21 protein-coding genes and 1 pseudogene are annotated in these 26488 nt (G+C 67.4%); 10 read left to right on the forward strand and 12 right to left on the reverse strand.

Features of this window, described 5'->3' with window-relative positions; genetic code table 11:
- Positions 1-53 precede the first annotated feature (53 nt).
- Together Q9Q40_08305 and fetB are read left to right on the forward strand one after the other, a co-directional pair.
- A complete protein-coding gene (locus Q9Q40_08305; protein MDQ7007221.1) occupies positions 54-680 on the forward strand; it encodes an ATP-binding cassette domain-containing protein in 627 nt (208 codons plus the stop codon).
- Positions 677-1456 carry an iron export ABC transporter permease subunit FetB gene (gene fetB, locus Q9Q40_08310; protein ID MDQ7007222.1) on the forward strand — a complete coding sequence of 260 codons (780 nt, stop codon included), beginning with the start codon at positions 677-679 and terminating at the stop codon, positions 1454-1456. Before Q9Q40_08305 ends, fetB begins: the two co-directional genes overlap by 4 nt.
- Positions 1457-1472: 16 nt before the next feature.
- On the opposite strand, the gene Q9Q40_08315 is transcribed toward fetB, so the two are convergent.
- Positions 1473-3119, reverse strand: a complete 1647-nt coding sequence (locus tag Q9Q40_08315) for a DUF4139 domain-containing protein (GenBank protein MDQ7007223.1) — start codon at positions 3117-3119, stop codon at positions 1473-1475.
- Between the two features lie 148 nt (positions 3120-3267).
- Here Q9Q40_08315 and Q9Q40_08320 point away from each other — a divergent pair, with 148 nt between their 5' ends.
- Both Q9Q40_08320 and Q9Q40_08325 read left to right on the forward strand, forming a co-directional pair.
- Positions 3268-5403 (forward strand): thioredoxin domain-containing protein, encoded by a 2136-nt coding sequence (locus Q9Q40_08320; GenBank protein MDQ7007224.1) that lies wholly within the window; start codon positions 3268-3270, stop codon positions 5401-5403.
- Positions 5404-5584: 181 nt separating this feature from the next.
- Positions 5585-6199: a peroxiredoxin gene (locus Q9Q40_08325; GenBank protein ID MDQ7007225.1), complete on the forward strand. Its 615-nt coding sequence runs from the start codon at positions 5585-5587 to the stop codon at positions 6197-6199.
- Between the two features lie 19 nt (positions 6200-6218).
- Here the strand turns inward: Q9Q40_08325 and Q9Q40_08330 are convergent, their stop codons facing one another.
- Both Q9Q40_08330 and Q9Q40_08335 read right to left on the reverse strand, forming a co-directional pair.
- The gene (locus tag Q9Q40_08330; GenBank protein MDQ7007226.1) at positions 6219-6620 is read right to left on the reverse strand and encodes a hypothetical protein; all 402 of its coding nucleotides are present in this window, start codon (positions 6618-6620) and stop codon (positions 6219-6221) included.
- Complete coding sequence (locus tag Q9Q40_08335) at positions 6614-6802, reverse strand: hypothetical protein (protein MDQ7007227.1); 189 nt, start codon at positions 6800-6802, stop codon at positions 6614-6616. The genes Q9Q40_08330 and Q9Q40_08335 overlap by 7 nt, the downstream gene beginning before the upstream one ends.
- Positions 6803-7292: 490 nt before the next feature.
- Here Q9Q40_08335 and Q9Q40_08340 point away from each other — a divergent pair, with 490 nt between their 5' ends.
- A complete protein-coding gene (locus Q9Q40_08340; GenBank protein ID MDQ7007228.1) occupies positions 7293-8555 on the forward strand; it encodes an SO_0444 family Cu/Zn efflux transporter in 1263 nt (420 codons plus the stop codon).
- Between the two features lie 196 nt (positions 8556-8751).
- Here the strand turns inward: Q9Q40_08340 and Q9Q40_08345 are convergent, their stop codons facing one another.
- The 7 genes and pseudogenes from Q9Q40_08345 to ppx form a co-directional block, all read right to left on the reverse strand.
- Positions 8752-9213 carry a PLP-dependent transferase gene (locus Q9Q40_08345; protein MDQ7007229.1) on the reverse strand — a complete coding sequence of 154 codons (462 nt, stop codon included), beginning with the start codon at positions 9211-9213 and terminating at the stop codon, positions 8752-8754.
- A gap of 116 nt (positions 9214-9329) precedes the next feature.
- On the reverse strand, positions 9330-11864 hold the full coding sequence (locus Q9Q40_08350; protein ID MDQ7007230.1) for a hypothetical protein: 2535 nt from the start codon (positions 11862-11864) through the stop codon (positions 9330-9332).
- 18 nt (positions 11865-11882) lie between these two features.
- Entirely contained in the window at positions 11883-12422 is a 540-nt protein-coding gene (locus Q9Q40_08355) for a hypothetical protein (protein ID MDQ7007231.1), read from the reverse strand.
- Positions 12423-12949: 527 nt separating this feature from the next.
- Positions 12950-13660, reverse strand: a pseudogene (locus Q9Q40_08360) (ion transporter).
- A 140-nt stretch (positions 13661-13800) separates the two neighbouring features.
- Positions 13801-14946 carry a cystathionine gamma-synthase gene (locus tag Q9Q40_08365; protein ID MDQ7007232.1) on the reverse strand — a complete coding sequence of 382 codons (1146 nt, stop codon included), beginning with the start codon at positions 14944-14946 and terminating at the stop codon, positions 13801-13803.
- The gene (locus Q9Q40_08370; protein MDQ7007233.1) at positions 14943-15905 is read right to left on the reverse strand and encodes a pyridoxal-phosphate dependent enzyme; all 963 of its coding nucleotides are present in this window, start codon (positions 15903-15905) and stop codon (positions 14943-14945) included. Before Q9Q40_08370 ends, Q9Q40_08365 begins: the two co-directional genes overlap by 4 nt.
- Positions 15906-15979: 74 nt before the next feature.
- Positions 15980-17479, reverse strand: coding sequence for an exopolyphosphatase (gene ppx, locus Q9Q40_08375; GenBank protein MDQ7007234.1), 1500 nt, complete (start codon positions 17477-17479; stop codon positions 15980-15982).
- 67 nt (positions 17480-17546) lie between these two features.
- Between ppx and Q9Q40_08380 the strand changes: the two genes are divergently transcribed.
- The gene (locus Q9Q40_08380) at positions 17547-18356 is read left to right on the forward strand and encodes a symmetrical bis(5'-nucleosyl)-tetraphosphatase (GenBank protein ID MDQ7007235.1); all 810 of its coding nucleotides are present in this window, start codon (positions 17547-17549) and stop codon (positions 18354-18356) included.
- Between the two features lie 35 nt (positions 18357-18391).
- Here Q9Q40_08380 and sixA read toward each other — a convergent pair whose 3' ends face one another.
- Both sixA and Q9Q40_08390 read right to left on the reverse strand, forming a co-directional pair.
- Positions 18392-18898 (reverse strand): phosphohistidine phosphatase SixA, encoded by a 507-nt coding sequence (gene sixA, locus Q9Q40_08385; protein MDQ7007236.1) that lies wholly within the window; start codon positions 18896-18898, stop codon positions 18392-18394.
- A 47-nt stretch (positions 18899-18945) separates the two neighbouring features.
- Positions 18946-19182, reverse strand: a complete 237-nt coding sequence (locus Q9Q40_08390; protein ID MDQ7007237.1) for a hypothetical protein — start codon at positions 19180-19182, stop codon at positions 18946-18948.
- Between the two features lie 89 nt (positions 19183-19271).
- On the opposite strand from Q9Q40_08390, the gene Q9Q40_08395 reads away from it, so the two are divergent.
- The 4 genes from Q9Q40_08395 (at position 19272) to Q9Q40_08410 (ending at position 26372) form a co-directional block, all read left to right on the forward strand.
- Positions 19272-20921 carry a Zn-dependent hydrolase gene (locus Q9Q40_08395; GenBank protein MDQ7007238.1) on the forward strand — a complete coding sequence of 550 codons (1650 nt, stop codon included), beginning with the start codon at positions 19272-19274 and terminating at the stop codon, positions 20919-20921.
- Positions 20922-20949: 28 nt separating this feature from the next.
- Complete coding sequence (gene speA, locus Q9Q40_08400) at positions 20950-22893, forward strand: biosynthetic arginine decarboxylase (GenBank protein ID MDQ7007239.1); 1944 nt, start codon at positions 20950-20952, stop codon at positions 22891-22893.
- Between the two features lie 19 nt (positions 22894-22912).
- Positions 22913-23779: an agmatinase gene (gene speB / locus Q9Q40_08405; GenBank protein ID MDQ7007240.1), complete on the forward strand. Its 867-nt coding sequence runs from the start codon at positions 22913-22915 to the stop codon at positions 23777-23779.
- Between the two features lie 403 nt (positions 23780-24182).
- Complete coding sequence (locus Q9Q40_08410; protein MDQ7007241.1) at positions 24183-26372, forward strand: DUF5916 domain-containing protein; 2190 nt, start codon at positions 24183-24185, stop codon at positions 26370-26372.
- Positions 26373-26488: the final 116 nt, after the last annotated feature.

The following is a 26488-nucleotide window of genomic DNA, read 5'->3' on the forward strand; positions in this document are numbered from 1 at the left end:
TGGAGGCGTGGTTTGCATGCGGCCCTCTCGAGGGGCGGATCGGTGAGTCTCGGGTGCTCTTCCGCCAAACCGTGGTGACACTCGCCGAAAGCAGTCTGACCGTGCTCGAGGGGCCTTCGGGGGCGGGCAAGACGACCCTCCTGCGCGCCCTGGCGGGCCTCGACCCGGCGCCGGCGGCCGAGCGCCGCCTGGCCGGCCGCAGGTGGGGTCCCGCGGGGCGGCTGGCCGAGTGGCGGGCCCGGGTGACCTGGCTGGCCCAGGACGCCCCCCTGCTCGCGGGAACCCTGCGCGAGAACCTGGCTTTTCCCTTCGGACTGCGAGCCGGACGGGGCCGGCGCTTCGACGAGAAGAAGGCCCGGGAACTGCTGACCGCCGTGGGCCTCGACAACCTGGACCTGGAACGGGCCACCGGTCGCCTTTCGGGAGGCGAGCGCCACCGACTGGCCCTGGTGCGCGGTCTGCTCTGGGACCCGCCCGTGCTGCTGGCCGACGAGCCCCTCTCGGGTGTCGACCCCGAGCGCAGTGCGGCCTGCTGGGAGCTGATCACCCGCTGGGCGCGGCGTCCGGGACATGCGGCGCTGGTGGTGCTGCACCACGAGAGCTTCGGAGCCGACGCGGACCGCCGCCTGCGCCTGGCCGATGGGGCGGTGCAGGTGATCGCCGGAAACGACAGGCCATGAGCGCGGCCACCATCGAACTGGGCTGGCCCCACCTGCTCGCCGCCACCGGGCTGGTGCTCGCGGCGGGGTTGCTTTCGCTGCTGTTGCGCCTCGGCATCGGGCGCCGCCTGGCGCTGGTCTCCCTACGCACCGTCGTCCAACTCGGGCTGCTGGGCCTGGTTCTCGAGCGGGTCTTCGCCCTCGACCGGGCCTGGCTGGTAGTGGGCCTGCTGATGGCCATGACCCTCTTCGCCGCCCGGGAGGCGGTAGCCCGCACCCGCCATCGTTACCCCGGTGTACACCTGGACGCGTGGCTGGCCATCTCCACCGCGGCCCTGCTGGTGGGCAGCGTGGTGACCCAGGTGGTGGTGGGGGCCGATCCCTGGTTCGCACCGCGCTACGTCATTCCCCTGGTGGGAATGATCCTCGGCAACTCGCTGACCGGGATTTCTCTCTGCCTCGATCGCTTTCTCGGGCATCTCGACACCCGGCGGGACGAGATCGAACTGCGCCTGGCCTTCGGAGCAACCCGCAGGGAGGCCCTCGCCGAACCTTTGACCGAGGCGGTGCGCACGGGCCTGGTGCCCCTGATGAACGCCATGGCCGCCGCGGGCGTCGTCTCGCTCCCCGGAATGATGACCGGCCAGATCCTCGCCGGCTCGCCCCCGTTGCAGGCGGTGGCCTACCAGGTGGTGGTGATGTTCATGCTGGCGGCTTCCACGTCGATCGGTGCGATGATCGTCGCCATCCTCGCCGCCCTTCGCCGCACCCGTCCCGACGGATCGCTGCGGGAGTGACCGACGGCGGGGGCCTTCACAGGGGCCATGGCAGATCCTTCGGCGCCCGGACACTGTAGTGCACCTCGACGCTCCTTTCGGAGCGGGGCGGGATCTCGAGCTTCCAGGTCATCACACCGGGCCGTTCGGGATCCTTCTCCCAGCCACCGGTGGTCCCATCGCCCAGCTCGACGCGGATGCGCTCGTCCTCCGACACGGGCATGCGCTCTTCGACACCGACCTCGATCGGCCGACCCGATGGGTTCTCGATGGTGGTGCGGTAGGCGAAGCGCTGCAGGCGATACTTGCCCGTCAAGCCCGACGAAGACTGCCTGCCGGGCAGGCGCAGCCGCCTCACCCTGACCTGCTTGTCCTCTCCGAAGGAGATCTTCAGCTCTTCCCCCGGGGCGTGGGCGGCCAGGGTGAGACGTCCCAGCAAGGTGGTACCGACGTAGACCCGCGCCTTGCCCGCGAGCAACGGATAGTCCTCGGGCACACGGGTGCGGGCGACGAGGAACGCCCCCTGCCGCAGCTCGGCGGCGACCAGGTGGGAGAGTTCCACGTCGAGTTCTTCGCGCCGCAGCACCACCCGGTGATCCCGGTTGTCGGCGGGCACGCGCGACCGGCCGGCGGCGCGGAAGGTCACGTCGTAGCCTGCAGGGTCGACCTGGGCCGGCTCGATGCGGGCGGGCGCGGCGAGCGCTTCATCGAGCCTCGCGCTCTCGACCCCCGTGGTCGCGTCGCGAGACGCTCGAGGCCCTTCGACGCGGCCTTGCCGACGCTTTTCCAGCGCCCGATGGACGGGCCGCCGGCGCAGGTACCAGCTCACGAGACGCGGTGCCGCCAGGCCCGCCGAGGGCGTCGATGTGGAGACCGCCAGTGCCACGTCATCCCAGTCCTCGCCGGTGGATTGGCGCACCACGGCCTCGTAGGCCAGGGTCATCTGCCGCTGCGCGGGATCGAGCGCGAAGCGATAGACCGGCCGCCAGGAGGCCTCCCGCACCAGGTAGCGCAGGGTCAGCTCGGCCGGCCCCGCCGCTTCCGCCCTCAGATGCACGGCGGCGTTGAGAAACCGCAGGTCGCCCCGGCCCTGGGCGGCCTTGCGACGCGCACGCGCCACCTTCAGTTCCCGCCGGAGTTCTTCCTGGCGCCGGGCGCGCTGGACCTGCCGCTGCTTGATCTGCCCCAGAGACTCGGCCACGAAGGCGTAGACCTGCCGGACGGAGGCCGGATCCACCGCTCCCCGGCCTGTCTCTTCGGCGGCACGCTGGGCGCTGGTGGCCTTGAGAGCCCGCAGGTAGCTTTCGAGTTCCTGGTCCACCGCCGCCTCGCCTTCCATGGAGGCGATCTCCGCTTCCAGCCGCCGCACCTCGGCGTCGGCCGCCTGCCAGGCGGCGCTGGCCCGGGGCTCGCGCACCACCTCGTCGAGATCCACCGCCCCGAGGACCAGCCCGTGCCCCTTGCCCGCCACCTGGAGGGAGTCTCGATCGATGCCCCACGGTAATCCCTCGAAGACGATCACCTGGTCCCCGGGCTCCAAGGAGGCGCGCAGAGTGCGAACCACCTCCGCCCCGGCCGGATAGACGGTAACGGCGGTGACCCGGGACGAGGACGCCAGGGCCGGCACGACCAGCCCCAGGCTCAACATGGCGACTGCTGCACGATCCTTCATCACCTTCTTCATACTGCACCTCCTGGCGGCCGTCGGGAGCTGATTGTACTGCCTCGACATCCCCGCGCCCGGCTCCGGTGAGCTGGCAGGGCGCGGGAGCAGGACGTATAACGGTCCCTGGCAACCGGTTATCTTCACCACCAAAGGAAACCCCTTCCCCATGAAAGCTCGGCGTGACTCTTCCCTGCTGCGCGTGGTCGCCCCGGCCCTCGCAGCCCTCGCCTTTCTGCCGGCCTGCGCCGAAGGCGGCAGGGCTTCGGAGGCCAAGATGTTCCAGGGCCGCAATCACCTGGGCTCGGAAAAGAGCCCCTACCTGCTCCAGCACAAGGACAACCCGGTGTGGTGGCATGCCTGGGGCGAAGAGGCGTTCGCCGAAGCCCGCAGCCGCAAGGTGCCGATCTTCCTCTCGGTGGGTTACTCCACCTGCCACTGGTGCCATGTGATGGAGCGCGAGTGCTTCGAGGACGAAGAGGTGGCCGACTTCCTCAATCGGCACTTCGTGGCGATCAAGGTCGACCGGGAAGAGCGGCCCGACATCGACGCGATCTACATGTCCGCGGTCCACGCCATGGGTCAGCGGGGCGGCTGGCCCATGTCGGTGTTCCTCACCCCCGAGGGGAAGCCCTTTTTCGGCGGCACGTACTTTCCCAAACCGCGCTTTCTCGCACTGCTCTCGCAAATCCGACAGGCCTGGGATGAGAAACGCGAAGCGATCGTCGCGGACGCCGGGAAACTCACCGATCACATCGAAAAAGCCGAGCGCCGCGAGCGGGCGGGCGACCTGGACGAACGGCTCTTCTGGACCTTCCTCGAGGCGATGAAGAGCGAATTCGATCCGGTCAACGGCGGCAGCCGCGGAGCGCCGAAGTTCCCCGCCTCCGACGACCTGCGTCTCCTGTTGCGGATCCATCGCCGTGCGGGCGACGAGTCCGCGCTCCAGATGGTACGCAAGACCCTCGACGCCATGGCCGCCGGAGGCATCTACGACCACCTGGGCGGAGGCTTCTCGCGTTACAGCACCGACCCCTACTGGCTGATCCCCCACTTCGAGAAAATGCTCTACGACCAGGCCTCGCTGGTGCAGGCCTACCTCGACGCCTGGGAGGTCACCGGCGACCAGGAATACGAACTCGTGGTGCGCGAGACCCTCGATTACGTCCTGCGGGCCCTGCACCACGACGAAGGCGGATTCTACTCCGCCGAAGACGCGGACTCGGAAGGCGAAGAAGGCAAGTTCTATGTCTGGACCCGTGACGAGTTGCGGCGAATTGTCGGCGACGAGGCCTTCGCCGAACTCGAACAGAACTTCGCCATCTCCGAACATGGTAATTTCGAGCACGGCACCAACGTCCTCAGCCTGAAAGACGGGCACCGCCGAACCGGTCGCAGCGAGAGCTTGAAGGCCTCGCTGCGCAAGCTCTTCGAGGTGCGGGAGAAGCGCGTCCATCCCCACCTGGACGACAAGATCCTCACCGACTGGAACGGCCTGATGATCGCCGCCATGGCCCGGGCGGGGCGGGAACTGAACGATGCCCGCTACATCGAGCAGGCGGTGCGGGCGATGAACTTCATCCTCACCCACAGCCGCGACGCCGAAGGCGGGTTGCTCCACCGCTACCGGGACGGCCAGGCCGATATTCGCGGCTTTCTCGAGGACTATGCCTACATGGTCGACGCGCTGATCGAGCTCTACCAGGCCGACTTCGACCCCCGCTGGCTGAAGACCGCCGTCGATCTCAGCACGCGCCAGGAAAAACTCTTCGCCGCCTCTACCGGGGACTACTTCACCACCGACGGCAAGGACCGCACGGTGCTGATCCGCAAGGGTGAGCAGACTGACAACGTGCGCCCGGCCGGTCGCTCGGTCGCCGCTCGCAACCTGCTGCGACTGGCGGACCTGATGGTCGATCCCAAGTTCGGCAAGCGCGCGGCCGCGGTCTTCGCCTCGACGCCGCGCTTCATCGGTCGCGCCCCCCAGGCCTTCTCCCACTTGCTGCTGGCCCTGGACTACGCCACCGACGCTTCCAAGGAGGTTGCGGTGATCGCCCCCCGCGACGCCGCTGCCACGCGAACCCTCGTTCGACGCCTCGAACAGGGCTTCCAGCCCAACATGGTGCTGGCCGTGGGTCCCGAGGGGAGCCCGGAGGTACCCCTCCTCGCCGGCCGCACGGCCCATGACGGCCGGCCGACGATCTACGTCTGCGAAAACCACGTTTGCCAGGCGCCCACCACCGACATCGACCAGGCCGCCAGGACGATCCACACCATGCGCAGGCTCCGCCGATCCAAGCCGTAATCACCCGGGGAGCGATCGCAGAGCACCCGCCCGGCCTGGGCGAAGCCCGCGTGGTGGCCCCGCGGGGGCATTTGAGTAGAATGGATTTTGCGCCAGCCCGGTCCCGCCGGGCGCTCGGCGATTTCCCAGCCTACGCATCCGGCGCGGGCCCTTGCTGCGCCGCAAATCAGGAGAAACTAACATGGAAGCTAACGAGATCCCCGTCCCTTACAACGTCGTCGGCAACCCGGCCCCCGAGTTCGAACTCGAGGGATACTTCAACGGTGAGCTGAAAAAGTTCTCTCTCGCCGACTACAAGGGCAAGTGGGTCTGCCTGCTCTTCTACCCCCTCGACTTCACCTTCGTCTGCCCCACCGAGGTGCTCAGCTTCTCCGAGCACGCCAAGGACTTTGAAGAGCGCAACTGCCAGGTCCTCGGCATCTCCGTCGACTCCCAGTTCGTTCACAAGGCCTGGGTCGAGACCGCCAAGCAGGACGGCGGCCTCGGCGGCAGCCTCAACTACCCGCTGCTGGCCGACATCAACAAGGAAGCCTCTTTCTCCTACGGTGTGCTCAACGAGGACGCGGGCGTGGCCCTGCGTGGCCTGTTCCTGATCGATCCGGAAGGCACCGTGATGCATGCCACCATCAACAACCTGCCCGTGGGCCGCAGCGCCAAGGAGGCCCTGCGTACCCTCAAGGCCTTCCAGTTCGTCGCCACCCACGAAGGCCAGGTTTGCCCCGCCGATTGGGACGAGGGCATGGATGCCATGGAAGCGACCCCCGAAGGCATGCGGAAGTTCCTCACCAGCCACTGAGATTCGCCAGCGATCGTTTTCAGCGACGGGCGTCCTGCGGGGCGCCCGTTTCTTTCGCCCCGCGCTCCTTGCCGTGAAAGTCACCCCGGCGGGCCTTCACCCGCAGGCGCCTGTCCCGTACCCGGACCTCGCCCTCCCGCTCGCCGTCGGAGCCAGGCCGTGGCGGAAATCCGAAGTCGTAGCTGCCGGCCTGGTCGCCGAGAGGCCGGGCATAAATGGCGCTGAAATCCTCCGGGTTGCCTATCTTACGGATCCGCCCTTCCGATTCCTGGGCGAGACCGGTCATGTCGCGGGAAAGCGGGGTGCGCCCATCGTGGGACTCGACGACCGCCACGTAGATCGGTACGTCGGCTTCCTCGAGGCACTGCTGCACTTCCTCGCCTGATCGCGGAGAGGAGCCTCCCCGGGCGTCGGTCACCACCAGCACCGTCCGCCGGCCGCGATGCCACGAAACCCGCCCAACACGAAGGCCGGGGCGTCGTTCAGCCGCGTTCCGCCCCTGGCATCGAGGCCGCTGGCCACCGCCAGCAGGGTCTGTCTGCCGAGGGCCCGTCGGTCCCAGCGCACCAGGGGGTGGCTGAGGGGGTCGAACTCCGCTGCCAAACCTGAACCGCTCTTCCGGGGGGCATCGACGCCGCCTGGGTTCGCCGCAGCATGAACAGCAGATGCTTCCCGGCGTACTGACTGGGGATGATGGCGCGCCGAATCCTGGCGGGATCGAGAGAGCCGTTTCCCGGGACAGGAGGGAAGCGAGGGAAGCGTCCGCAAAAAACTGGTAAAAAAACGAAGGCGCCGATGCCGGGGCGCGCAGCGGTGAACGGCCTTGCAGCGGCGTCCCCGAACAGGTTGGCGTCGGGGCCGCGCCGTCCCCTGCAGAGAGCCGTCGTCGGCCCTTCCGACAATCCGCAGGCCAGCGCTTATCATGGGCCACCCGGAACCGGGAGGCCCACCCCGACCGTGGCCACAACCACGACCTTCTGGGACAATGGCCTCGTGCGGGGGAGGTGGTGAGCACAGCGCATCCCTCCCGCAACGAGTGGAAGGACGGCGCTCCGGTCCACCAGGATCGTCGTTCTGCTGGAGACGAAAAACCATGCCCTGGATACAGACCGTACTGGTCGAGACTTGGGCCAGCCTGGCGGAGATGGCGCCCTACCTGATGCTGGGCTTCCTGGTGGCGGGGCTGCTCTCCGTCTTCGTCCCCCCGGAGGTGGTCGAGCGCCATCTCGGCGGCCGGGGTCTTTGGGCGATCATCAAGGCTTCTCTGTTCGGCATTCCCCTGCCCCTGTGCTCCTGCGGAGTGATTCCTGTGGGTGTCTCTCTTCGGCGCCACGGCGCCAGCCGCGGAGCGACCACATCCTTTCTGATCTCGACACCCCAGACCGGCGTGGATTCGATCCTGGTCACCTACAGCCTGCTCGGCCCCCTGCTGGCGGTCGTGCGTCCCATCGCCGCCCTGGTCTCGGGCCTGCTCGGTGGAACCGCCGTTTCGCTGCTCGAGAGGGAGGACCGAACCGGAGTTGAGGCGCCCGACGACGAGGCGCCCTCGTGCAGCGACGATTGCTGCTCGGACGAGGCGGCTTCCCGGGGCCGCCTGTACCGCGCTCTGCGCTACGGCTTCGTCACGCTGCCCGAAGACATCGCCCAAGCCCTGATCATCGGCCTGCTCCTGGCCGGGGTGATCGCCGCAGTGGTGCCCAATGACTTCTTCATGAACTACCTCGGTACGGGGCTCGGGGCGATGCTGGCGATGATGGTCATCGGCGTCCCCCTCTACGTCTGCGCAACGGGCTCGGTACCCATCGCCGCCGCCCTGCTGCTCAAAGGCATCTCCCCGGGCGCAGCGCTGGTCTTCCTGATGACCGGGCCCGCCACCAACGCCGCCACCATCTCCACGATCTGGAAGGTGCTGGGACGCAAGACGGCCCTGGTTTACCTGGCCAGCGTTTGCCTGACTGCCCTGGGGACCGGCGCGCTGCTCGACCTGATGGTCAGCAAGCTGGCCGCCCGGGAGATGCTCGGCCACGGGGCCATGCTGCCGAGCTGGGTCAATCAGCTCTTCGCCGTGGCCCTGGTCGGCGTGCTGGGCTACGCCCTCTACTCCAGGCGACGCCCGGCGAAACAAGAGACGGAGACGACGATGAACCCCCCAGCAACCCTTACCTTGAAGATCGAGGGAATGACCTGCAATCACTGCGCCGGCAGCGTCCAGCGCACCCTCGCTCAGGCGCCGGGAGTGACCCGGGCCGAGGTCGACCTGTCCGCTGCCCAGGCCCGGGTCCAGGGCGAGGATCTCGACGTGGAAGAACTCTGTGCCCGAGTCCGCTCTCTGGGCTACGAGGCGTCGCCCGCCTGACCTGCGCTGGCCGTTACGTCCCCTTCCGAGCGCGGCAAACCCAATCTGACCCACCCGGCAATTGAAGCAGCGCCCTGGCCGGCAGGCCCGCACCAGCAACACGCGCCGCCTGCCCCGCCCCTGCCGCCTCATCGATCACCTCGATCTCGAAAAAGTCAACCTCGGCGTCCATCCCCAGGGCGCAGGCCAGCGGAAGTCAAGCCCGCTCCAGCGGATCCCGCAACGCTCGGTGCACCTCGCGGCCCCCTGTCCGCGCCGTCCGCTCCGAGACCTCCAGCCCCTCAGTGCCCAGGATCCGGTGGATGCGCGCTCCCGTCAGACGCCGCTTGCGAGGCGCACGAAGAAGTCTCTCCGGAGAAGCGCACCAATAGTCATTCAACGCGGCCCCCAGCTCGCCAATCCGATCCTCGGTGATGGCGATGCGCTGCTTCTCGACGGCGGGAATCGTACTATGGGTCCTGGCGTAGGGGCGGCAGGAGAGAGACTCGACGCCGCCGAGTGATTCGGCCGGGGTGAACGGCTCGATGCGCTCGAAGAAACGGTCCACCGCCGCCCGACCGCCCTCGATGACGAAGGAGACCATGCCGGAAAAGCCGCTCATCTGCCGACGGGCGATCTCGTGCCCCGGGTGGTCGGGTAGACCGGGGAAGTAGACGATCTCCCGCCTCTGGAGACGCCTCCACTCGGAACTCGCTACGAGGTCACACCACGGTGCACGGAAACAAGCCGACGACCGCTAGCGTGCAACCGGGACGGAGCCAGCGCGGATACCGGTCAGCGCGCCATCAGCAGCACCCGGATCCTGCCCGTGCCGGTATCCAACCCATCGATCGCCTTGCCGACCAGCGTCCCCGGGACGACCTCGATCGCGCGCATCGCGTGTCCCGGCGTCGGAGAACTGGTGAGCAGATCGCCAGGACGGATCGATCCGTACCCGGCGTCGATGCGGACCTCTGCAATTCCGTAGGTCAGCACGGGGATCTCTGCCGCACCGTCACCGGCCGAGTTGCCCGCTGCGACACCGACCACGCCCGGATCGGCGGCCGAGGCCGCCGTACGCAACGACCCGGAACGCTCCGAATCGAGCGTGAGCAGCACCCCGGGCTCGACCGGCCCCGTGACCGTCATCAGCACCGCGCCCGGTGGGAGCGGGGATGCCGGCTCGGCCCGATCCTCCGGAACCGGGACCACGGCCGCAGCGCGGGCCCCACGCTCTACCGGGCCAACAGTGCGCTGCTCCGGCGCCTCGGCATCCGGGGGTGTGTCTTGCCCCGCAGGATCGGCCCCTTCTGCGGTCACGGCAAGCTCCTCCGGGTCGGGAGTCGCATCGACCGCCGGGTCGAACTCGTGGATCGCCGCGACGAGAGCGCGGGCTCGAGAAAGATCGATTGGGGCGACCTTCTCCGGAAACGCCACCGCCGGCATCGACCGGAACCGCTCGAGCGGCGTGAACGCGACGAGTTCCGGTTGCCGCTCGACCAGCGCGCGGTACGCAGCCATCGACGGGATCGGCGCCTCCTCGCCGGCCTCCTTCGGCTGGACGACCGGGATCCCCTCGAAGCCGATCCGCAGCCCCTGGACCAGGTAGTCGAAGGCGGCGCCGGCGCAAGCCGGATCGTCGCTCAACACTTCGAGCATCTCCGTGCCGACGGCGGTCACGTACAGGATGCAGGAGCGGCCGCGCGGCGTGAGCTGGACCGTCAGCCCGACGTCCGGGTTCGTCACCCAGGCGAACGTCTCGTCGAGCGGAATCCGCACCGCGCCATCGACCAGCCGCGCGCTGCCGCGGACGTAGGTCCCCGCCTCGTTCCCCTCGAGGGAGGTGTAGACGATCTTCCGGGTCGGGTCGTAGGGGTGGTTCTGGACGAAGTTCTTCGCTCCGTTGCCCCTGGTCGATGACGCGCCGACGCTTGCGTCCAGGTACGTACCGGAGTTGAGATCCTCGAAATAGCCACCTGCGAAGTTGCCATATGCATGAATCCCGCGATCGCCGATAGCCACATACGCGTACCCGCTGCTGTCGCTGTCCTTGAAGTAGCCGCCTCGCAAGTTGCCGTACGCTTCTATTCCCACGTCGCGAGCACCCACGTTCGCGTAACCGCTGCTGATCGTATTCTTGAAGTAGCCGCCGGAGTCACTTCCATACGCTCGAATTCCGAAGTCGCCGTTCCCCACGTACGCGTACCCGGTGTCGTTGCTATCCGAGAAGTGCCCCCCCCTCAAGATCCCATACGCCTCGATGCCAACGTCACCGGTTCCCACGTTCGCGTAACCGCTTCCGTTGCTGTCCGCGAAGTACCCTCCCCTCAAGGTCCCATACGCCTCGATGCCAACGTCGCCGATTCCCACGTTCGCGTAACCGCTCTGGTTGAGATCCTTGAAGTAACCACCCTGCGCGTTTCCATATGCCCGGATTCCGACGTCGCCGATTCCCACGTTCGCGTAGCCGCTGCCGTCACGATCCTTGAAGTAGCCGCCCCGCGTGTTTCCATAAGCCTCGATTCCGGTGTCGCCGGTCCCCACATACGCGTACCCGCTACTGTCCCGATCGTGAAAGGAACCGCCCCTTATGTTTCCATACGCGACGATCCCGGTGTCGCCGTTTCCCACGTACGCGTACCCGCTGCTGTCGCTATCCGAAAAAAAACCGCCCCTGAAGGCCCCATGGCCCTCGATTCCGACGTCACCGATGCCCACATACGCATAGCCGCTGCCGTCGGCGTCGCGAAACCACCCGCCGGCCGTGTCGCCCGCACCCTCGATCCCGTAGCTCGCCTGCCCGGTCGCATCGACAGCCAGCTTGCCCATCTTCGTCTGGGTGGCCGACGACGTGTCGAGAAACTCTCCCGCCGGACGACCGGCGAGACGACCCGCGTTCAGCGCCCACCCCGCCGCAGCCACCGGGATCCGCGGCGAGAGGGTCTCCGAGCCGACCTGCACCTCGAGCCACATGTCCCCATAGTCGCCAAACACCTGCGAGAGCGTCGTGTACGTCCCCGGCCCGGATCCGTCGAGCACCTCTCCCGTGCCGAGCTGGACACTGAACAGACCGCCCGCCACCGTCACCGCCTGGGTATTCACCGCCACGTGTCGGTCGACCAGAATCTCGTCACCGGCCACATCGGCACTCCAGAAGCGGAACACCATGTCGTAGTCGCCGTCGAGCGGAGCGTCGGACGCGTCCCGCAAGACACCCTGGTAATGCATCCGGTCCGGCGGATCCGCCGCCAGCGCCAAACCGGCAGCGAGCCCCAGCACCAGAGCCAGGACGGCCGGGATCCTCACAACAGGCCTCTCCGATCGAATCATCTCGCCATCTCCTCATCATCACGGGCAGACGGCCCCGTCACGGGGACCCCCACCGCTGTCGCGGCCCTTCGTGCCCTCCTCTCCCAGGCGGTTTTCCGCCGTCACCAGGTAGAAATAGCCTCCCCCCGCCCCCGGCACGTCCGGATCCGTCGTCGTCGTGCCCACGAGATCCTGCTGCCAGCAGGTCCCGTAGCCACCTCCCGAAAGCGCGGCGAGCGGGTCCCGGTAGACGTCGTACACGCCCACCGACTTCTCCGGATTCCACGCCAATGTCGTGCTGTCCGTGAACCGCAGGCCCAGCACCTCCTCGGGTGGCGGGTACGCACTGCCGAACGAACCGTCCATCCGGAACGACGATGACGACAGACCTGTCCGCACCACCGCCTCCCCCAGACTGTCGAGCGAAATCCGGAAGCTCGCCGAACTCGCCGTCACCCCGTCGTCCGGACGGCCACCCAGGTTGACCACATGCTCGTCGAGCCGGTAGCTCGCGCTCTGCTGGGCGAAAAGGAGCGGCGCCGACACAAGAACGAGGAAAACCGCAAAGAACACGCGCATGGCGCCCCCTTCGGGGAAGAATGAAATGCCGCCCCGGCGGCCCCCCGCCCCCGGGTGCATAACTCGTAAGCTCGGCGCAGTTATACGCAGATCCAGAAGCCTTGTCAACCCACCGTCAAAAATGCAGGCCGGCGCCCCGCCGCATTCCGGCCTGCCGGGACCCTGTCGATATGCGAAAACCCTTCGGTGGACTCGTTGCGCTGGCCATGGGCGTCCTGGAAGAGCACCCTTTGTCCAGCACGCTATTCGTCTTCTTCAATCGACGCGGCAACTCTCTCAAGCTTGTGACGCGGAACCGTACCGGCTTCTGCCTGTTCGCCAAACGCCTCGAGCGCGGCCGATGCCTACCCCCCTCGGGTGCGGCACTGCAGGAGTCGAGCGGACAGAAATTAACCTATTTGCAATCTTCGATCAAGAAGTTAAATTGATATACCTGCTATACCCACTTCTCTCATGATGCATCGCTTGCCAAACAGGAACCAGATGGCCACGCTGTACATCCCCGGTTCGTACCATCTCGAAGGCTTTCAGCCATCGTTGCCAGCACCCTCCTCCTCCCGGGCCTCGGACAGAGCGCTAGCCACGAGCCCGGTAGGCACCGCAGCGACGCCCAGGCCGACCATGAGCACGATGAACGTAAACAGGCGACCGCCGGCCGTCACGGGGTACACATCGCCATAGCCCACGGCCGTCAAGGTCGCGACAGCCCACCACAAGCCGTCAAAGACTGATGCGAATGCTTCAGGCTGAGCTGCGTTTTCGAAGTAGTAGATTCCAACAGCCGAGCAGTACAAAAGGAGCAGTGTTACAAAAGCGAAGAGAACCAGCTCCTCCTTCGCGATCACGAACGCGCGCTGGAAACGCTGAATGGCCTTGCTGTAGCGGAAAAGCTTGAGCGCTCGAAAGAGTCGAAGGAGTCGGAAGGCGCGAAGGAAACGAAAGTCGAGGCTGGAGGCCAAGTAAAACGGCAGAATGGCCGCGAGGTCGATCAGACCGAAAAAGCTGAAGGCGAAGCGCAGTCCCCGCGTCGCCACTACGATGCGAGGCAGGCACTCCCCGGTGAAGATCGCGATACAGCCCACTTCAACGACATTGAGGAGCTGCCGAGTGCCGGGCCGGAGTTCTGGTAGCGTCTCAATCGAGAAGGATGCAAGCGATAGGATGATCAGAGCCTGTATGGAGAGGCCGAAGACGCGACCGGCGGGCGTATCGTTCTGCTCAACGACTTCCTTAAGGCTCCCGGCGACAACCTCCCCCTGCCTTTATCCAGCCAACGAATAGCGACCTATACGTCGTGCGCAGCATGGCGGATAGATCGGGTGAACGAAGCCGAAGTCCCAACAGCCGCATGAGATCGCCCATGCTGAGGCCCGGGGAGTCAGCCCAGCGCGGTTTCCAGCTCGGCAATCAGGTCCTCGGCGTCCTCGATACCCACCGACAGGCGCACCAGGTCTTCGCTGATGCCGATACGCTCTTTCTCGGCAGGGGGGATCGTGCCGTGGGTCATGGTGTAGGGGTGGCAGGAGAGAGACTCGACGCCGCCGAGTGATTCGGCCAGGGTGAACAGCTCGGTGCGCTCGAAGAAACGGTCCACCGCCGCCCGACCGCCCTCGATGACGAAGGAGACCATGCCGGAAAAGCCGCTCATCTGCCGGCGGGCGATCTCGTGCCCCGGGTGGTCGGGTAGACCGGGGAAGTAGACCTTCTTCACCGACGAGTGAGCCGCGAGGAAGGCAGCCACGCGGCGGGCGTTCTCCTCGTGGCGCTGCATGCGTACGGGGAGAGTCTTGAGGCCCCGCTGCAACAGGTAGCAGTCGAAGGGCGAGGGCACGCCTCCGGCGGCGTTCTGATAGAAGGCGATCTTCTCGTGGATCTCCGGGTCCGAGGTCACTACCGCGCCCCCCACGACATCGCTGTGACCGCCGAGGTACTTGGTCGTGGAGTGCACGACGATCTGGGCACCGAGGTCCAGGGGCCGCTGGAAGCAGGGGGTGGCGAAAGTGTTGTCCACCACCAGCAGCACGTCCCCCGGCTTGCCCTGGGCCAGCCTGCGGATGTCGTGGATGTTGAGCAGCGGGTTGGTCGGCGACTCGACCCAGATCATGCGGGTCTCGTCGCGCACCCTGGCCAGCAGTGCGTCGGCGTCGGCGGTGTCGAGAAACTCGAACTCGATGCCGTACTTGGCGTAGACGTCCCGAAACAGGCGGAAGGTGCCGCCGTAGACGTCGATGGTGGTCAGCAGGTGGTCACCGGGGCGCAGCAGGTCGGCCACGGCCGCCGCCGCCGCCGAGCCGGAGGCGAAGCAGCTTCCGAAGGCGCCGCCCTCGAGGCCGGCCAAGGTGGCCTCCAGCGAGCGCCGGGAAGGATTGCCCGTGCGGGAATACTCGAAGCCATCGCGGAAGTTGCCGATGCCATCCTGTTTGAAGGTGGTGCTCAGCCAGATCGGCACGTTCACCGCGCCGGTGCGGGGGTCGGGGTGCTGCCCCTCGTGGACCGCCCGCGTTGCAAAGCGCCTGGGCCTCATGCCTCTTCCTCCAGCCCCTGTTCGTGGATCCACGTGTCGTTGAAGACCTTCCCCAGGTAATTGCGCCCCGTGTCGGCGAACATCACCACGATCCGCTGGCCTTCGTCCATGTCCCGGGCGATTTCGAGAGCCGCGCCGAGGGCCGTACCCGCAGAGCCGCCCACCATCAGCCCCTCCTCCCGGGCCAGCCTCCGGGCCAGGTGAAAGGCCCGGGCGTCGGGAACATAGATGAAGTCGTCCACCAGGTCGGGATCGTAGATCCCGGGGTGGTGATCGTTGCCGATGCCTTCCACAAGGTAGCCGCCGACCTCGCCCCCACCGAACACCGAGCCGGGGGGGTCGGCCGCCACCACGCGAATGCCGGGGTTGCGCTCCTTGAGATAGCGGGCGACACCCATCATCGTCCCGGTGGTCCCCATGCCGCCGACGAAGGCGTCCAGCTTGCCCTCCGTGTCCTTCCAGATCTCCGGCGCCGTGCCCCGGTAGTGGGCCTGGACGTTGACCGGGTTTTCGAACTGGTCCGCCAGCCAGGCCCCCGGAGTTTCCCGGGCGATGCGGGCGGCCACCCGGGAGTAGTGCTCGGGGGAGTCATGGGAAACATCCGAAGGGGTGCGAACGATCTCGGCACCGTAGGCCTCGAGCAGGCGCACCTTGTCATCACTCATCTTGTCCGGCAGAACGAAGATGCAACGGTAACCCTTGATCGCCGAGACGAGCGCCAGGCCGACTCCCGTGTTGCCGGCGGTGGCCTCGACCACGGTGCCGCCGGGCTTCAGCGCACCCGACTCCTCCGCCGCCTCGATCATCGCGATGCCGATGCGGTCCTTGATGCTGCCACCGGGATTGAAGCTCTCCACCTTGGCCAGGATCTCGGGTTTCACCCCTTCGGTGACCCGGTTGAGCCGGACCAGGGGGGTGGTCCCCACCAGCGAGAGCACATGGTCGTGAATCGGCGCCATCTCCAGCCTCCCTTCCGGGCCGCAGGTCCCGCAAGACCGCCAGAACTTAGCACAAGCTCCCGGGGGCGCGCTCTTCAGCGGTACTCCAGGTGCAGATCCAGCGCCGCCCAGGCGCGGACCTCCTGCTCCAGGTCGGCCTGCACCAGGGGATGCCCCTCGAGCCAACCCTCGGGGAAGGCCAGGCGGAGCCCTTTCTTGCGGACCTTGAGGCGGATGGGAGGCAGGGGGCGCGAGGTGCGGGAGCGATTGAGCAGCACCGCCAGGCGCAGCAGCAGGCAGAGCCTGAGGGCTCGCTGGGCCCTGGAGGGCTGGAGCGGCTCGAAGATCGCCGGCGTGAGCTTACGCCGATGACCCCGAATCAAAGTCGAAAGGGTCTGCTGCCCCCCGAGGGAAAAGCCCGCCATGTCGGAGTGCGCCACCAGGTAAGCCCCGTGCTTGTGGAAGCCGCTGTGGGAGACGGCCAGGCCGATCTCGTGCAGGCTCGCCGCCCAGCGCAGGTTGCGGCGGGCGTAGGCCTCGTCGAGCTGCCAGGCCTCGAGCACCTGGCCGAGCAGATCCTGGGCCGTGCGATCGACGCGTCCGGCCTGCTCGCGATCGACTCGGTAGCGCTCCATGAAACGCTCGATGGTGCGCTCCCGCACGTCCTCGTCGCTCAGCCGACCCACCAGGTCGTAGAGCAGACCCTCCCGCAGAGCGCCGTGAGAAGTGAGCATTTCTTCGAGGCCCAGGCTCTCGAAGATCGCCAGCAGGATCGCCACGCCCCCGGGGAGCACCGCCGCCCGGTCCGCCCGCAGTCCGGGCAGACGCACCTGCTCCGCCTGCCCCGCCGCCAGCAGGGCTTCGCGCAGCTTTTCCAGCCCTTCCCGACTGACACCCCGGTCGGTCCATCCGGCCCGGCGCAACACCTCCTCGATGGCGAGAATCGTTCCCGAAGCCCCGATGGCGCGACTCCAGGGTCGGTCCAGGAAGTCCCGCTCGATGTTCTGCATTTCCAACCGCGCCGCGATGACAGCCTTCTTCATGCGCTGGGGCCGGATCTTGCCCCCGGGGAAGTAGGCCTCGGTGAAAGAGACACAGCCCATGTAGAGACTCGCCGTGCGCTCCACGTCGTAGCCCGTGCCCAGGATGCACTCTGTGCTACCGCCGCCGATGTCCACGATCAAGCGGCGATGGGCATCGTCGTAGAACGAGTGCGCCACACCGAGGTAGATCAGTCGCGCCTCCTCGCTGCCGGGGATGATCTTGATCGGGTGGCCGAGGGCCTGGCGGGCCCGGTCCAGGAAGCCCTCCGCGTTGCGCGCCTTGCGCAAAGCGTTGGTGCCCACGGCCCGCACCGCCGAAGCGGGGTGATCCTGCAGGCGCTGGCCGAAGCGCTGCAGGCAAGCCAGCGCGCGCCTTTCCGCCTCGGGCCGCAGCCGGTTCTTCTCGTCGAGGCCCGCGCCGAGTTGAACCCACTCCCGCAGACGATCGACGGGGGTGATTTCACCGTCCACCACCCGCGCGATGAGCATGTGAAAGCTGTTGGAGCCCAGGTCGATGGCTGCGAAGGTGCCCTGGGGGGGCCTGTGTTCCACGTGTCGTTCCTCTCCGGGCGCCGGGAACGGGGGCCGCCGCGCCCGGTGAATGTTAACGTATCGCCCCATGGCAACCTTTGTGATCGGCGATATCCATGGCTGCGCGGCGAGCCTCGACGCCCTGCTCGGCCGCTTGCCGATGGGCGCCACCGACCGCCTCTGGCAGGTCGGCGACCTGGTCAACCGTGGCCCCAACTCCAGCGGTGTGCTGCGCTGGGCCATGGACCAGGGCTCGCGACTGGTGACCGTCCTGGGCAACCACGAGTTGGCGATCCTGGCCCGCTACCACCTGCGGGGCAGCAAGGGGCGGGACGAACTCGCGGCACGTTTCGGCGCCAAACTCCTGCCCGCCGTGATCGAGTGGATCACCGCCCGCCCCCTGCTCTACGTGGAGGGCGACAAGGTGCTGGTCCACGCCGGGGTTCTGCCCTGCTGGAGTCGCCCGCAAACCGAGGACCTGGCCCGTGACGCCCATGCCGCCCTGGCGGGCGCCTTGCGCGAGCCGATCCTCGAGCTGCTCTTCGGCGGCACCCTGCCCCGCAAGTGGAAGGACAATCTGCCTCCCGCCGAACGCCACGCCTTCGTGATCCAGACTCTCACACGCCTGCGCATGGTCGAGTCCCGACGCCGGCCCGTCTTCCCCTACACCGGCTCCCCCGACCAGGCGCCTTCCCACTATCGCGCCTGGTTCGAACGGCAGCACGAGAGCTGGGACTCGACGCGGATCTTCTTCGGCCACTGGGCGGCGCTCGGCCTGCACCTGGGCCGGAGGGCCGTGGGTCTCGACACGGGCTGTGTCTACGGTGGTCGCCTCAGCGCCATCGACCGGGACGGCGGCAAGGTCTACCAGGTCGAGCGTCAACCCGGCGACGTCTGACCCCCCGTCATGAAACACCCGTCGCGCGCAACGGGTCAGGGCCGGCGGGCGCCCCCCAGGCGGCGCAAGGCCCGGGGCGGCAAGAGCCAGTGCAACTGGGCCCATCCCCGGGGAAACAGCTCGATGCACACGGCCCCGGCTTTCTTCATGCTGGTAAAGGGGCGCCGTCCGCTGCCGATGGCCGCCGCGACGATCAGGTCCATGCCGGGCAGGTGCCCGGTGCAGAGCACGGACTCCACCCCGAGGGCGCGCACTTCCGCCAGGAGCTGCCCCGGATCTCCCGCCGGGGACAGGGCACCGGTGGTGGCGACCTTTCCGGGGTCGAAGCCCAGTTCCTCGGCGACGATGGTGGCCGTCTCCTGCGCCCGCACCAGCGGGCTCGAGACGATGGCCCCGGGACGAACTCCCATCCAGGCCAGCCCACGGGCCGCCAGCCGGGTGCGCTCGCGTCCCTGCTCGGTCAGCGGCCGGTGAAAATCGTCGGGACAGTGGGGATCGGCGTGGTCGATGGCGATGCCATGGCGCATCAGGACGATCTGCATCGGGCTCCTCCGCCTCGAACCCGGCTCGCACCGGTCGGATGGGGAGACTACAACATCAGCGTCCATGCCGGGTCATCGGTCCCCTTCGGGCACACCAGGCGTTTGAAACCCCGCCGTGCCACGCGGATCGCCTCCGCGTCGCTGCCCGCGCCGAAAGGGGTCTCGGCGTCGATGCCCCGCTCTGCGAGAAACTCCCTGCGCCGCGGCGAGGCCGGCGCGCCCGGGTCGTCGAAGCGGTCGCTCGAGGCGGCCGACCGCCGGGGCAGACGATCGTCGTAGCGCAAACGCCCGCGGTGGCCTCAGAATAGGGGCTCCCCGCGCCCGGCTTGCCGGCGACCCGCCGCGCCGCCGTGCGCCCAAGGAGTTCCACGTCATGCGCTACCTGCTGCTCGCGACTCTCTGCCTCTCCCTCCTCTCCTGCTCGTCTCCCGGCGGGACGGGAGAGTCCGCCTCGCATCCCGCGGCGGACAAGCTCTTGTCGAAGTACACGACCTTCCCCCTGACCACCGATTTCAACCGACTCAGCGAGTCTCAGCGCAAAATGCTGCCCCTGCTGGTGGAAGCGGCCCGGGCCATGGACCAGGCCTTCTGGATCCAGGCCTGGGGCGAGAAGGACGAGTGGCTGGCCTCCATCGACGACCCCGGCCTCAGGCGCTTCGCCGAGATCAACTACGGCCCCTGGGACCGCCTCGACGCCAACCGTCCCTTTCTCGAGGGCATCGGCCCCAAGCCCGCAGGCGCCAATTTCTATCCAGCGGACATGACCCGGGAAGAATTCGAAGAGGCCGCCGCTCAGGACGAAGAGCAGGGCGCGGCGCTGCGCAGCCTCTACACGATGGTCCGTCGCGGCGACGACGGCAGCCTGCAAGCCATCCCCTACAGCCGGTTCTTCCACGATCAAGTCTCCGTCGCGGCGGCCAAGCTGCGCGAGGCGGCGGCCCTGGCCGAAAACGAGCAGCTTCGGCGTTATCTCGAGCTGAGGGCCGACGCCCTCGAGAGCGATCTCTACCAACCGTCGGACATGGCCTGGATGGAGATGAAGACCAACATGCTGGACATCGTCATCGGCCCCATCGAAACCTACGAGGACCAGCTCTTCGGCTACAAGGCCGCCTTCGAGGCCTATGTGCTGGTCAAGGACATGGACTGGAGCCGGCGCCTGGAGCGTTACTCCGCTTTCCTGCCCGAACTCCAGCGGGGCCTGCCGGTGGATGCCGCCTACAAGCAGGAAACGCCCGGCACCGACTCGGAACTCAACGCCTATGACGTTCTCTTCTACGCCGGGGACTGCAACGCCGGCTCGAAGACCATCGCCATCAACCTTCCCAACGACGAGGAGGTGCAGCTCACTCGCGGCTCGCGGCGACTGCAGCTCAAAAACGCCATGCGGGCCAAGTTCGACAAGATCCTGGTCCCCATCGCCGAGGAGTTGATCGCCGAAGACCAGCGCAGGCACGTCACTTTCGACGCCTTCTTCGCCAACACCATGTTCCACGAGGTGGCCCACGGGCTGGGCATCAAGAACACGATTGACGGGCGGGGCACGGTTCGACGGGCGATGAAAGAACAGGCCTCGGCCCTCGAAGAGGGCAAGGCGGACGTGCTCGGCCTGTACATGGTCGGTCGCCTGCACGAGATGGGCGAGCTGGGCGACAGCCCGCTGATGGACAACTACGTCACCTTCATCGCCAGCATCTTCCGCTCGATCCGTTTCGGCGCGGCCAGCGCCCACGGACGGGCCAACCTGGTGCGATTCAATTTCTTCAAAGAGATGGGGGCCTTCACCCGGGATGCGGCCAGCGGCACCTATCGCATCGACGCGGCCAAAATGACCGAGGCGATGCATGCTCTCTCCCGGAAGATCCTCGTCCTGCAGGGCGACGGCGACTACGAGGGCGCCAAGGCCCTGATCGAACGCTACGGCGTGATGGGCCCCGAACTCGAGGCCGATCTTCAGCGCCTGGGCCGGGCCGGCATCCCGGTGGACATCGTCTTCGAGCAGCCTGCGGCGGAACTGCGCTGAGGCGCGGGCAGCCGTGGAGGCCAGGCCGATGGGTTCCGACAGCCACGAGAAGCCGTCCGGCTGGAGCGTACAGCGCTCCGTCGAGCACTATCGCATCGACGAATGGGGCCGTGGCTACTTCACCGTCAACGGGCAGGGACACATGGCCGTACTGCCCGACGGTGAGAGCCGGCAGGCCGCCGATCTCTACGAAATCGTCGAAGGCCTGCGGGAACGCGGCATCAATCCCCCGGTGCTGCTGCGTTTCAGCCACATCCTCGAAGACCGGCTCCGCTTCCTCCACGACTGCTTCCAGAAGGCCATCGCCGAAAACGACTACAAGGGCGAGTACATCGCGGTCTACCCGACGAAGGTCAACGAACAACGCCACGTGGTGGAAAGCGTGTTCCGCACCAGCCGCGAACTGGGGTTCGGCCTGGAAGTGGGGTCGCTGCCGGAGTTGCTGGCGGTCATCGCGATGACCGCCGGCGAGAACGACCGCCTGATCATCTGCAACGGGTTCAAGGGCGAGCGTTTCCTCCGGGCCGTGCTGATGGCCGCCCAGCTCGGCCGCCGTATCGTGGCCGTCGTGGATTCGGGCGAAGAGTTGCACCGGCTGCTCCACCTGGCAGACGAGATGGGAGTCCGTCCCACCGTCGGCGTGCGCATCAAGCTCTCCAGCCAGGGCACCGGGCGCTGGCGGGAGTCCGCCGGCACCAAGGCCAAGTTCGGTGTGTTCATCTCGGAGCTGCTGGAAATCGTCGACCTGCTGCGCGAGCGCGGGATGCTCGATCGCCTGCAATTGATCCACTGCCACATCGGCAGCCAGATCGAAGACATCCGGGCGATCAAGGGCGCCATCGACGAGTTCTCCCGGCTCTTCGAAGAACTCTCCAGACTGGGCGCCGACCTGCGCTACGTGGACGTGGGCGGCGGCCTGGGGGTGGACTACGACGGCAGCCAGACGGGCCATGCCCCGTCGATCAACTACACCGTCTGGGAATACGCATCGAGCATCGTCTACCGCCTGACCACCGTCTGCCAACGGGCGGGGCTGCGCCCGCCGGCCATCGTCAGCGAATCGGGTCGGGCGATGGTGGCCCACAAAAGCGTGCTGGTCTTCGACGTGATCGGCACCGCCTCGGTAACTCGCGCCGCGGGCAAGGTCCCACCCCTGGCGGAAATCGAGAAGCGCTACGAAGCCGTCCCCCAACCGGTTAGGGACCTCTACGACACCCTCGACTTCATCGAACCGGGGCGCGTGGCGGAGAACTTCCACGATGCGACCCACGCCTTCGATTCCGCCCTCGAGCTGTTCAGCCTCGGTTACCTGCCGATCGAGATGCGCGGGCTGGCCGAGCGGCTCTACTGGATCTGCCTGCAGCGGATCAACAGTATCCTGCCCGGTCTCGAGGAAGTGCCGGCCGAGTTGGAGGGCATCCCCGACGCCCTCTCCGAAATCTACTTCGGCAACTTTTCCCTCTTCCAGTCGCTGCCCGATTCCTGGGCCATCTCCCAGGTCTACCCGGTCGTGCCCCTGCAGCGCCTGGGCGAGGAACCCACCGTCCGCGGCATCATCGCCGACATCACCTGCGACAGCGACGGCAAGATCGACAAATTCATCGGCGACGACGGCGTGCAGGGCACCCTCGACCTGCATCCCGTACGTTCGGACGAGCCCTATTACCTGGGCGTCTTTCTCGTGGGAGCCTACCAGGAGGCCCTGGGCGACCTGCACAATCTCTTTGGCGATACCAACGTGGCCCAGATCAAGGTCGAGCCCGATGGAAGCTGGTGGCTCGAGGACGCCGTGGAGGGCGACACGTCGCGGCAAGTGCTGGGTTACGTGCAATACGACGCCGAAGATCTCTACAGCCGCGTGATGCGGGACTGCCAGACATCGATTCGGGACGGCAGAATGACGCCGGCCCATTCGCGCCGCCTGCTCTCGTTCTACAAGCAGCAACTCGACGGCTATACCTACCTCGAGTAAGGCGCACAGGGAGCGATCCGTGACCTTCCACCCTGGTGCCTTTCTCGACCTGACCCCCGAGGAGAGCGACCCCGCCGCCGCCCGGGTGGTCATCGTACCCGTCCCCTACGATGGAACGAGCACCTGGCGCAAGGGCGCCGACCAGGGGCCCGCAGCCCTCCTCGAGGCCTCCGGCGCGATCGAAACGTGGGACATCGAAACCGGCTGGGAGCCCCACTCGGTGGGCTTCACCACCCGGCCGCCGATCCCCTGTGACACCGATCCCGAGACCCTGGCGGACCGGGTGGAAGCCGAGGTGAGCGCCATCTTCGAGGAAGATCGCTTCCCGGTGGTCATCGGCGGGGAGCACTCGGTGAGTATCGGCGCGATCCGCGCCGCGGCCCGGCGCTTCGAGGGCCTGAACGTGCTGCAGATCGATGCGCATGCCGACACCCGCGAAGAGTACGAAGGCTCACGATTCAACCACGCCTGCGTGATGGCCCGGGCCCGGCAATGGTGCCCCATTTCCCAGGTCGGCCTGCGCTCCGTCGACGTGTCGGAACTGGCCGGGCTGGATCCACGGCGGGTGTGGTACGCCCACGAAATCCTGGAACGCCCACGGGAAAGCTGGATCCCGGCCGTGGTGGACTCCCTCGGTGAACCGGTCTACCTGACTGTGGACCTCGATGCCTTCGACCCCTCCCTGCTGCCCGCCACGGGTACCCCCGAGCCCGGCGGCCTGGGCTGGTACGACGTGGTCCGGCTGATCGACGCGGTCGCGCAGGCCCGGCGCATCGTGGCCCTGGACGTGGTGGAGTTGTGCCCCATGCCGGGCCACAGTGCCAGTGCCTACATCGCCGCGCGCCTGGTCCACCGGGCGCTGGCGGCGATACTGCGCCCCCGCTGAATCCGGCGGGCCGCGAGTCGAGCCGGTTGTCGCCGTATCCCCGTGGCGAAGAAACCGCCGAGGTGGCCGCGCCCTCGTCGTCGCCCGCGGGCACGCCTGCCCGGAAAGCCCCCCCGTCGAAGAGGCGCTGCCTCCTGCCGATACCGGTGGTCCCTGCGAGTGGACCACCGTGCGCCTGCAAACCCGGGCGGAGCCTCTCCCGGGCCGGGACACGAGTCGAGATCAATCGCCCATTCGCCTTCCAGTATCCTGGCAACGCGCCCTGGCGGCCACGACAAAGCCGGGCACGGTCGCCAGGCCCCGTTGCTGCGCCGGGAAGATCCCTCTAGGATGGAACCGCCTCGCACCTGCGGGTGCGTGCCCCCCCGCCCTCATCCGGGCTCCGGCCCCGGGATCTTCATCCATGCTCTCTTGCGTGCCGGGCCGAACCGTCGGAGCCCTCGCCCTGCTGCTGGCGGCCACCGCCTCACCCGCCCGGGCCGGCGATGCGGCGCGGGTGGTGGCGGGCACGGCGGACGGCAGCGCCATCCGGCTCGACGGCCGCCTCGATGAGCCGGCCTGGGCCGGCGCCGGCGTCATCGCCACGTTGGTTCAGCAGGATCCCCAACCCGGTCGACCCACCGTCTACGCCACGGAAGTGCGATTGTTGACCGATGAAACCAGTCTCTTCGTCGCCTTCACCTGCCGTGACCCCGATCCCGCAAAGATCGCCGTCCACACGATGCAAAGGGACGGCGATCTCTACGGCGACGACTCGGTCGCCGTGGTCCTCGAGACCCTCGGCGACCAGCGCCGTGGTTATCTCTTCCGCGTCAACGCCGCCGGGGCGCGCCTCGATGGACTGATCTCCGGACCGGAAAGCGTCTCCACCGACTGGGACGGCATCTGGGACGCCCGGGTCCGGCGGACGGCGGACGGCTGGACCGCGGAGATCCGCATTCCCGCCCAGACCCTACGCTTCACCCCCCACGCGCCCTCCTGGGGATTGAACGTGGAACGCTATGTCGCCCGCGACCGGCTCACCTTGCGCTGGACCGCCGCCACCCTCGATGCGCGACTGATCGACCTGCGCCGGGCCGGGCGCCTGGAGGGGGTCGACCGCCTCCGCCAGGGCCGGGGCGTTTCCATCAGCCCCTACGCCCTGGCGCGTTCCGACCGCGACCTCGCCGCCGACACCAGCCACCTCTCCGGTGATGCAGGGCTCGACGTGACCTGGAACCTGACCTCCGAGATCTCCGCGGTTCTGACTGTCAATACGGACTTCGCCGAGACCGAGGTGGACACGCGGCAGGTCAACCTGACCCGCTTTCCCCTCTTCTTCCCGGAAAAGCGCTCTTTCTTCCTCGAAGGATCGAATCTCTTCTCCTTTGGCAGCGGATTGAGAACCGACTTCATCCCCTTCTTTTCCCGGCGCATCGGGCTGCACGAAGGACAGCCGGTTCCCATCGACGCGGGAGTCAAGCTGCTCGGCCAGAGCGGACGCTGGGGGGTGGCTCTGCTCGACGTCCAGACCGCCTCCACGCCGACCCTTCCCGCCGCCAATCTCTTTGCCGGCCGTGTCACCTTCGACGCCAACGACCACTTGACCCTCGGAACCATCGTCACCCGGGGAGATCCGGACGGCGCGCGCGATCGTGCCCTCTACGGCGTCGATCTGCTCTGGCAGACCTCGACCTTTCACGGGGACAAGAACTTCTCGGTGGGTGCCTGGACCGCTCTTTCCCAGGGCGGCGAAGCCCTCGGCAAGCGATCCGGCTGGGGCCTGAAAGTGGACTACCCCAACGACCTTTGGGACGCCTATCTGCTCTACAAGGAATTCGGTCGGGGTCTCGATCCGGCCCTCGGTTTCTTGCCGCGCCCGGGCACCCGTTGGTACCAAGGCGGCGGCGCCTACCAACCTCGCCCCACGGGCAAGCGTTTCGGTTGGGTGCGGCAGTTTTTCTTCGAACTCTACGGGGCTCTCGTACTCGACTCCCGGGGTCGTACTGAATCCTGGAAACTGTTCTCCGCTCCCTTCAACGCCCGTACCGAATCCGGCGAACACATCGAAGCGAACGTCATGCCCCTTTTCGAGCGCCTGGATCAGCCCTTCGAGATCGCTCCCGGCGTCGTCATCGCCCCCGGCGGCTATTCTTTCACCCGCTACCGTGTCGAGGCCCAGTCATCCCGCCACCGCGCCTGGCAGATCGGCGGGCGGGTCTGGTTCGGTACTTTCTACGGTGGACGCCTGCGGGAGTACGAGTCCTACTTCCGCTGGACCAGCCCGCGTGGCGCTTTCCAGGTCGAGGCCGAGGCCGAGAACAACTTCGGCAGTCTCCCCGCCGGAGACTTCATTCAGCGCCTGTGGCAGCTCAAGCTGGTCTACGCTTTCAACCCGGATCTGCTGCTCTCGAGTTATTTCCAGTACGACTCCGAATCCCGCAACCTCGGCCTCAACTCCCGCCTGCGCTGGACGCTGCGCCCGGGCAACGAACTCTACGTGGTCTGGAACCACGACTGGGAGCACCCCGCCGGCCAGGTCGGCACCCTGGCGCTGCGCCCCGTACGCGATCAACTGTCGGTCAAGCTGCGCTGGACCTTCCGGCCCCTCTGACCCGCGCAGATCGGACCGGGGACCATCGCCGGTCCGCCGCCGTCCGCGCCCGACGCCGACTCCGGTCGGTCGATCGACCGAGTCTCCCCGCACCAAAAAGACCCCGGCAGCGGGCA

Source organism: Acidobacteriota bacterium, from assembly GCA_030949985.1.
GTDB lineage: Bacteria > Acidobacteriota > Polarisedimenticolia > J045 > J045 > JALTMS01.

What these genes read in the sequence shown, in the direction of transcription:
- Q9Q40_08410 (MDQ7007241.1), top strand. Translation starts at nt 24,183, where the DNA reads ATGCTCTCTTGCGTGCCGGGCCGAACCGTCGGAGCCCTCGCCCTGCTG.
- Q9Q40_08320 (MDQ7007224.1), top strand. Translation starts at nt 3,268, where the DNA reads ATGAAAGCTCGGCGTGACTCTTCCCTGCTGCGCGTGGTCGCCCCGGCC.
- Q9Q40_08355 (MDQ7007231.1), bottom strand. Translation starts at nt 12,422, where the DNA reads ATGCGCGTGTTCTTTGCGGTTTTCCTCGTTCTTGTGTCGGCGCCGCTC.
- Q9Q40_08395 (MDQ7007238.1), top strand. Translation starts at nt 19,272, where the DNA reads ATGCGCTACCTGCTGCTCGCGACTCTCTGCCTCTCCCTCCTCTCCTGC.
- Q9Q40_08365 (MDQ7007232.1), bottom strand. Translation starts at nt 14,946, where the DNA reads ATGAGGCCCAGGCGCTTTGCAACGCGGGCGGTCCACGAGGGGCAGCAC.
- fetB (MDQ7007222.1), top strand. Translation starts at nt 677, where the DNA reads ATGAGCGCGGCCACCATCGAACTGGGCTGGCCCCACCTGCTCGCCGCC.
- speA (MDQ7007239.1), top strand. Translation starts at nt 20,950, where the DNA reads ATGGGTTCCGACAGCCACGAGAAGCCGTCCGGCTGGAGCGTACAGCGC.
- Q9Q40_08315 (MDQ7007223.1), bottom strand. Translation starts at nt 3,119, where the DNA reads ATGAAGAAGGTGATGAAGGATCGTGCAGCAGTCGCCATGTTGAGCCTG.
- Q9Q40_08370 (MDQ7007233.1), bottom strand. Translation starts at nt 15,905, where the DNA reads ATGGCGCCGATTCACGACCATGTGCTCTCGCTGGTGGGGACCACCCCC.
- Q9Q40_08380 (MDQ7007235.1), top strand. Translation starts at nt 17,547, where the DNA reads ATGGCAACCTTTGTGATCGGCGATATCCATGGCTGCGCGGCGAGCCTC.
- Q9Q40_08325 (MDQ7007225.1), top strand. Translation starts at nt 5,585, where the DNA reads ATGGAAGCTAACGAGATCCCCGTCCCTTACAACGTCGTCGGCAACCCG.
- sixA (MDQ7007236.1), bottom strand. Translation starts at nt 18,898, where the DNA reads ATGCAGATCGTCCTGATGCGCCATGGCATCGCCATCGACCACGCCGAT.
- Q9Q40_08350 (MDQ7007230.1), bottom strand. Translation starts at nt 11,864, where the DNA reads ATGATTCGATCGGAGAGGCCTGTTGTGAGGATCCCGGCCGTCCTGGCT.
- Q9Q40_08340 (MDQ7007228.1), top strand. Translation starts at nt 7,293, where the DNA reads ATGCCCTGGATACAGACCGTACTGGTCGAGACTTGGGCCAGCCTGGCG.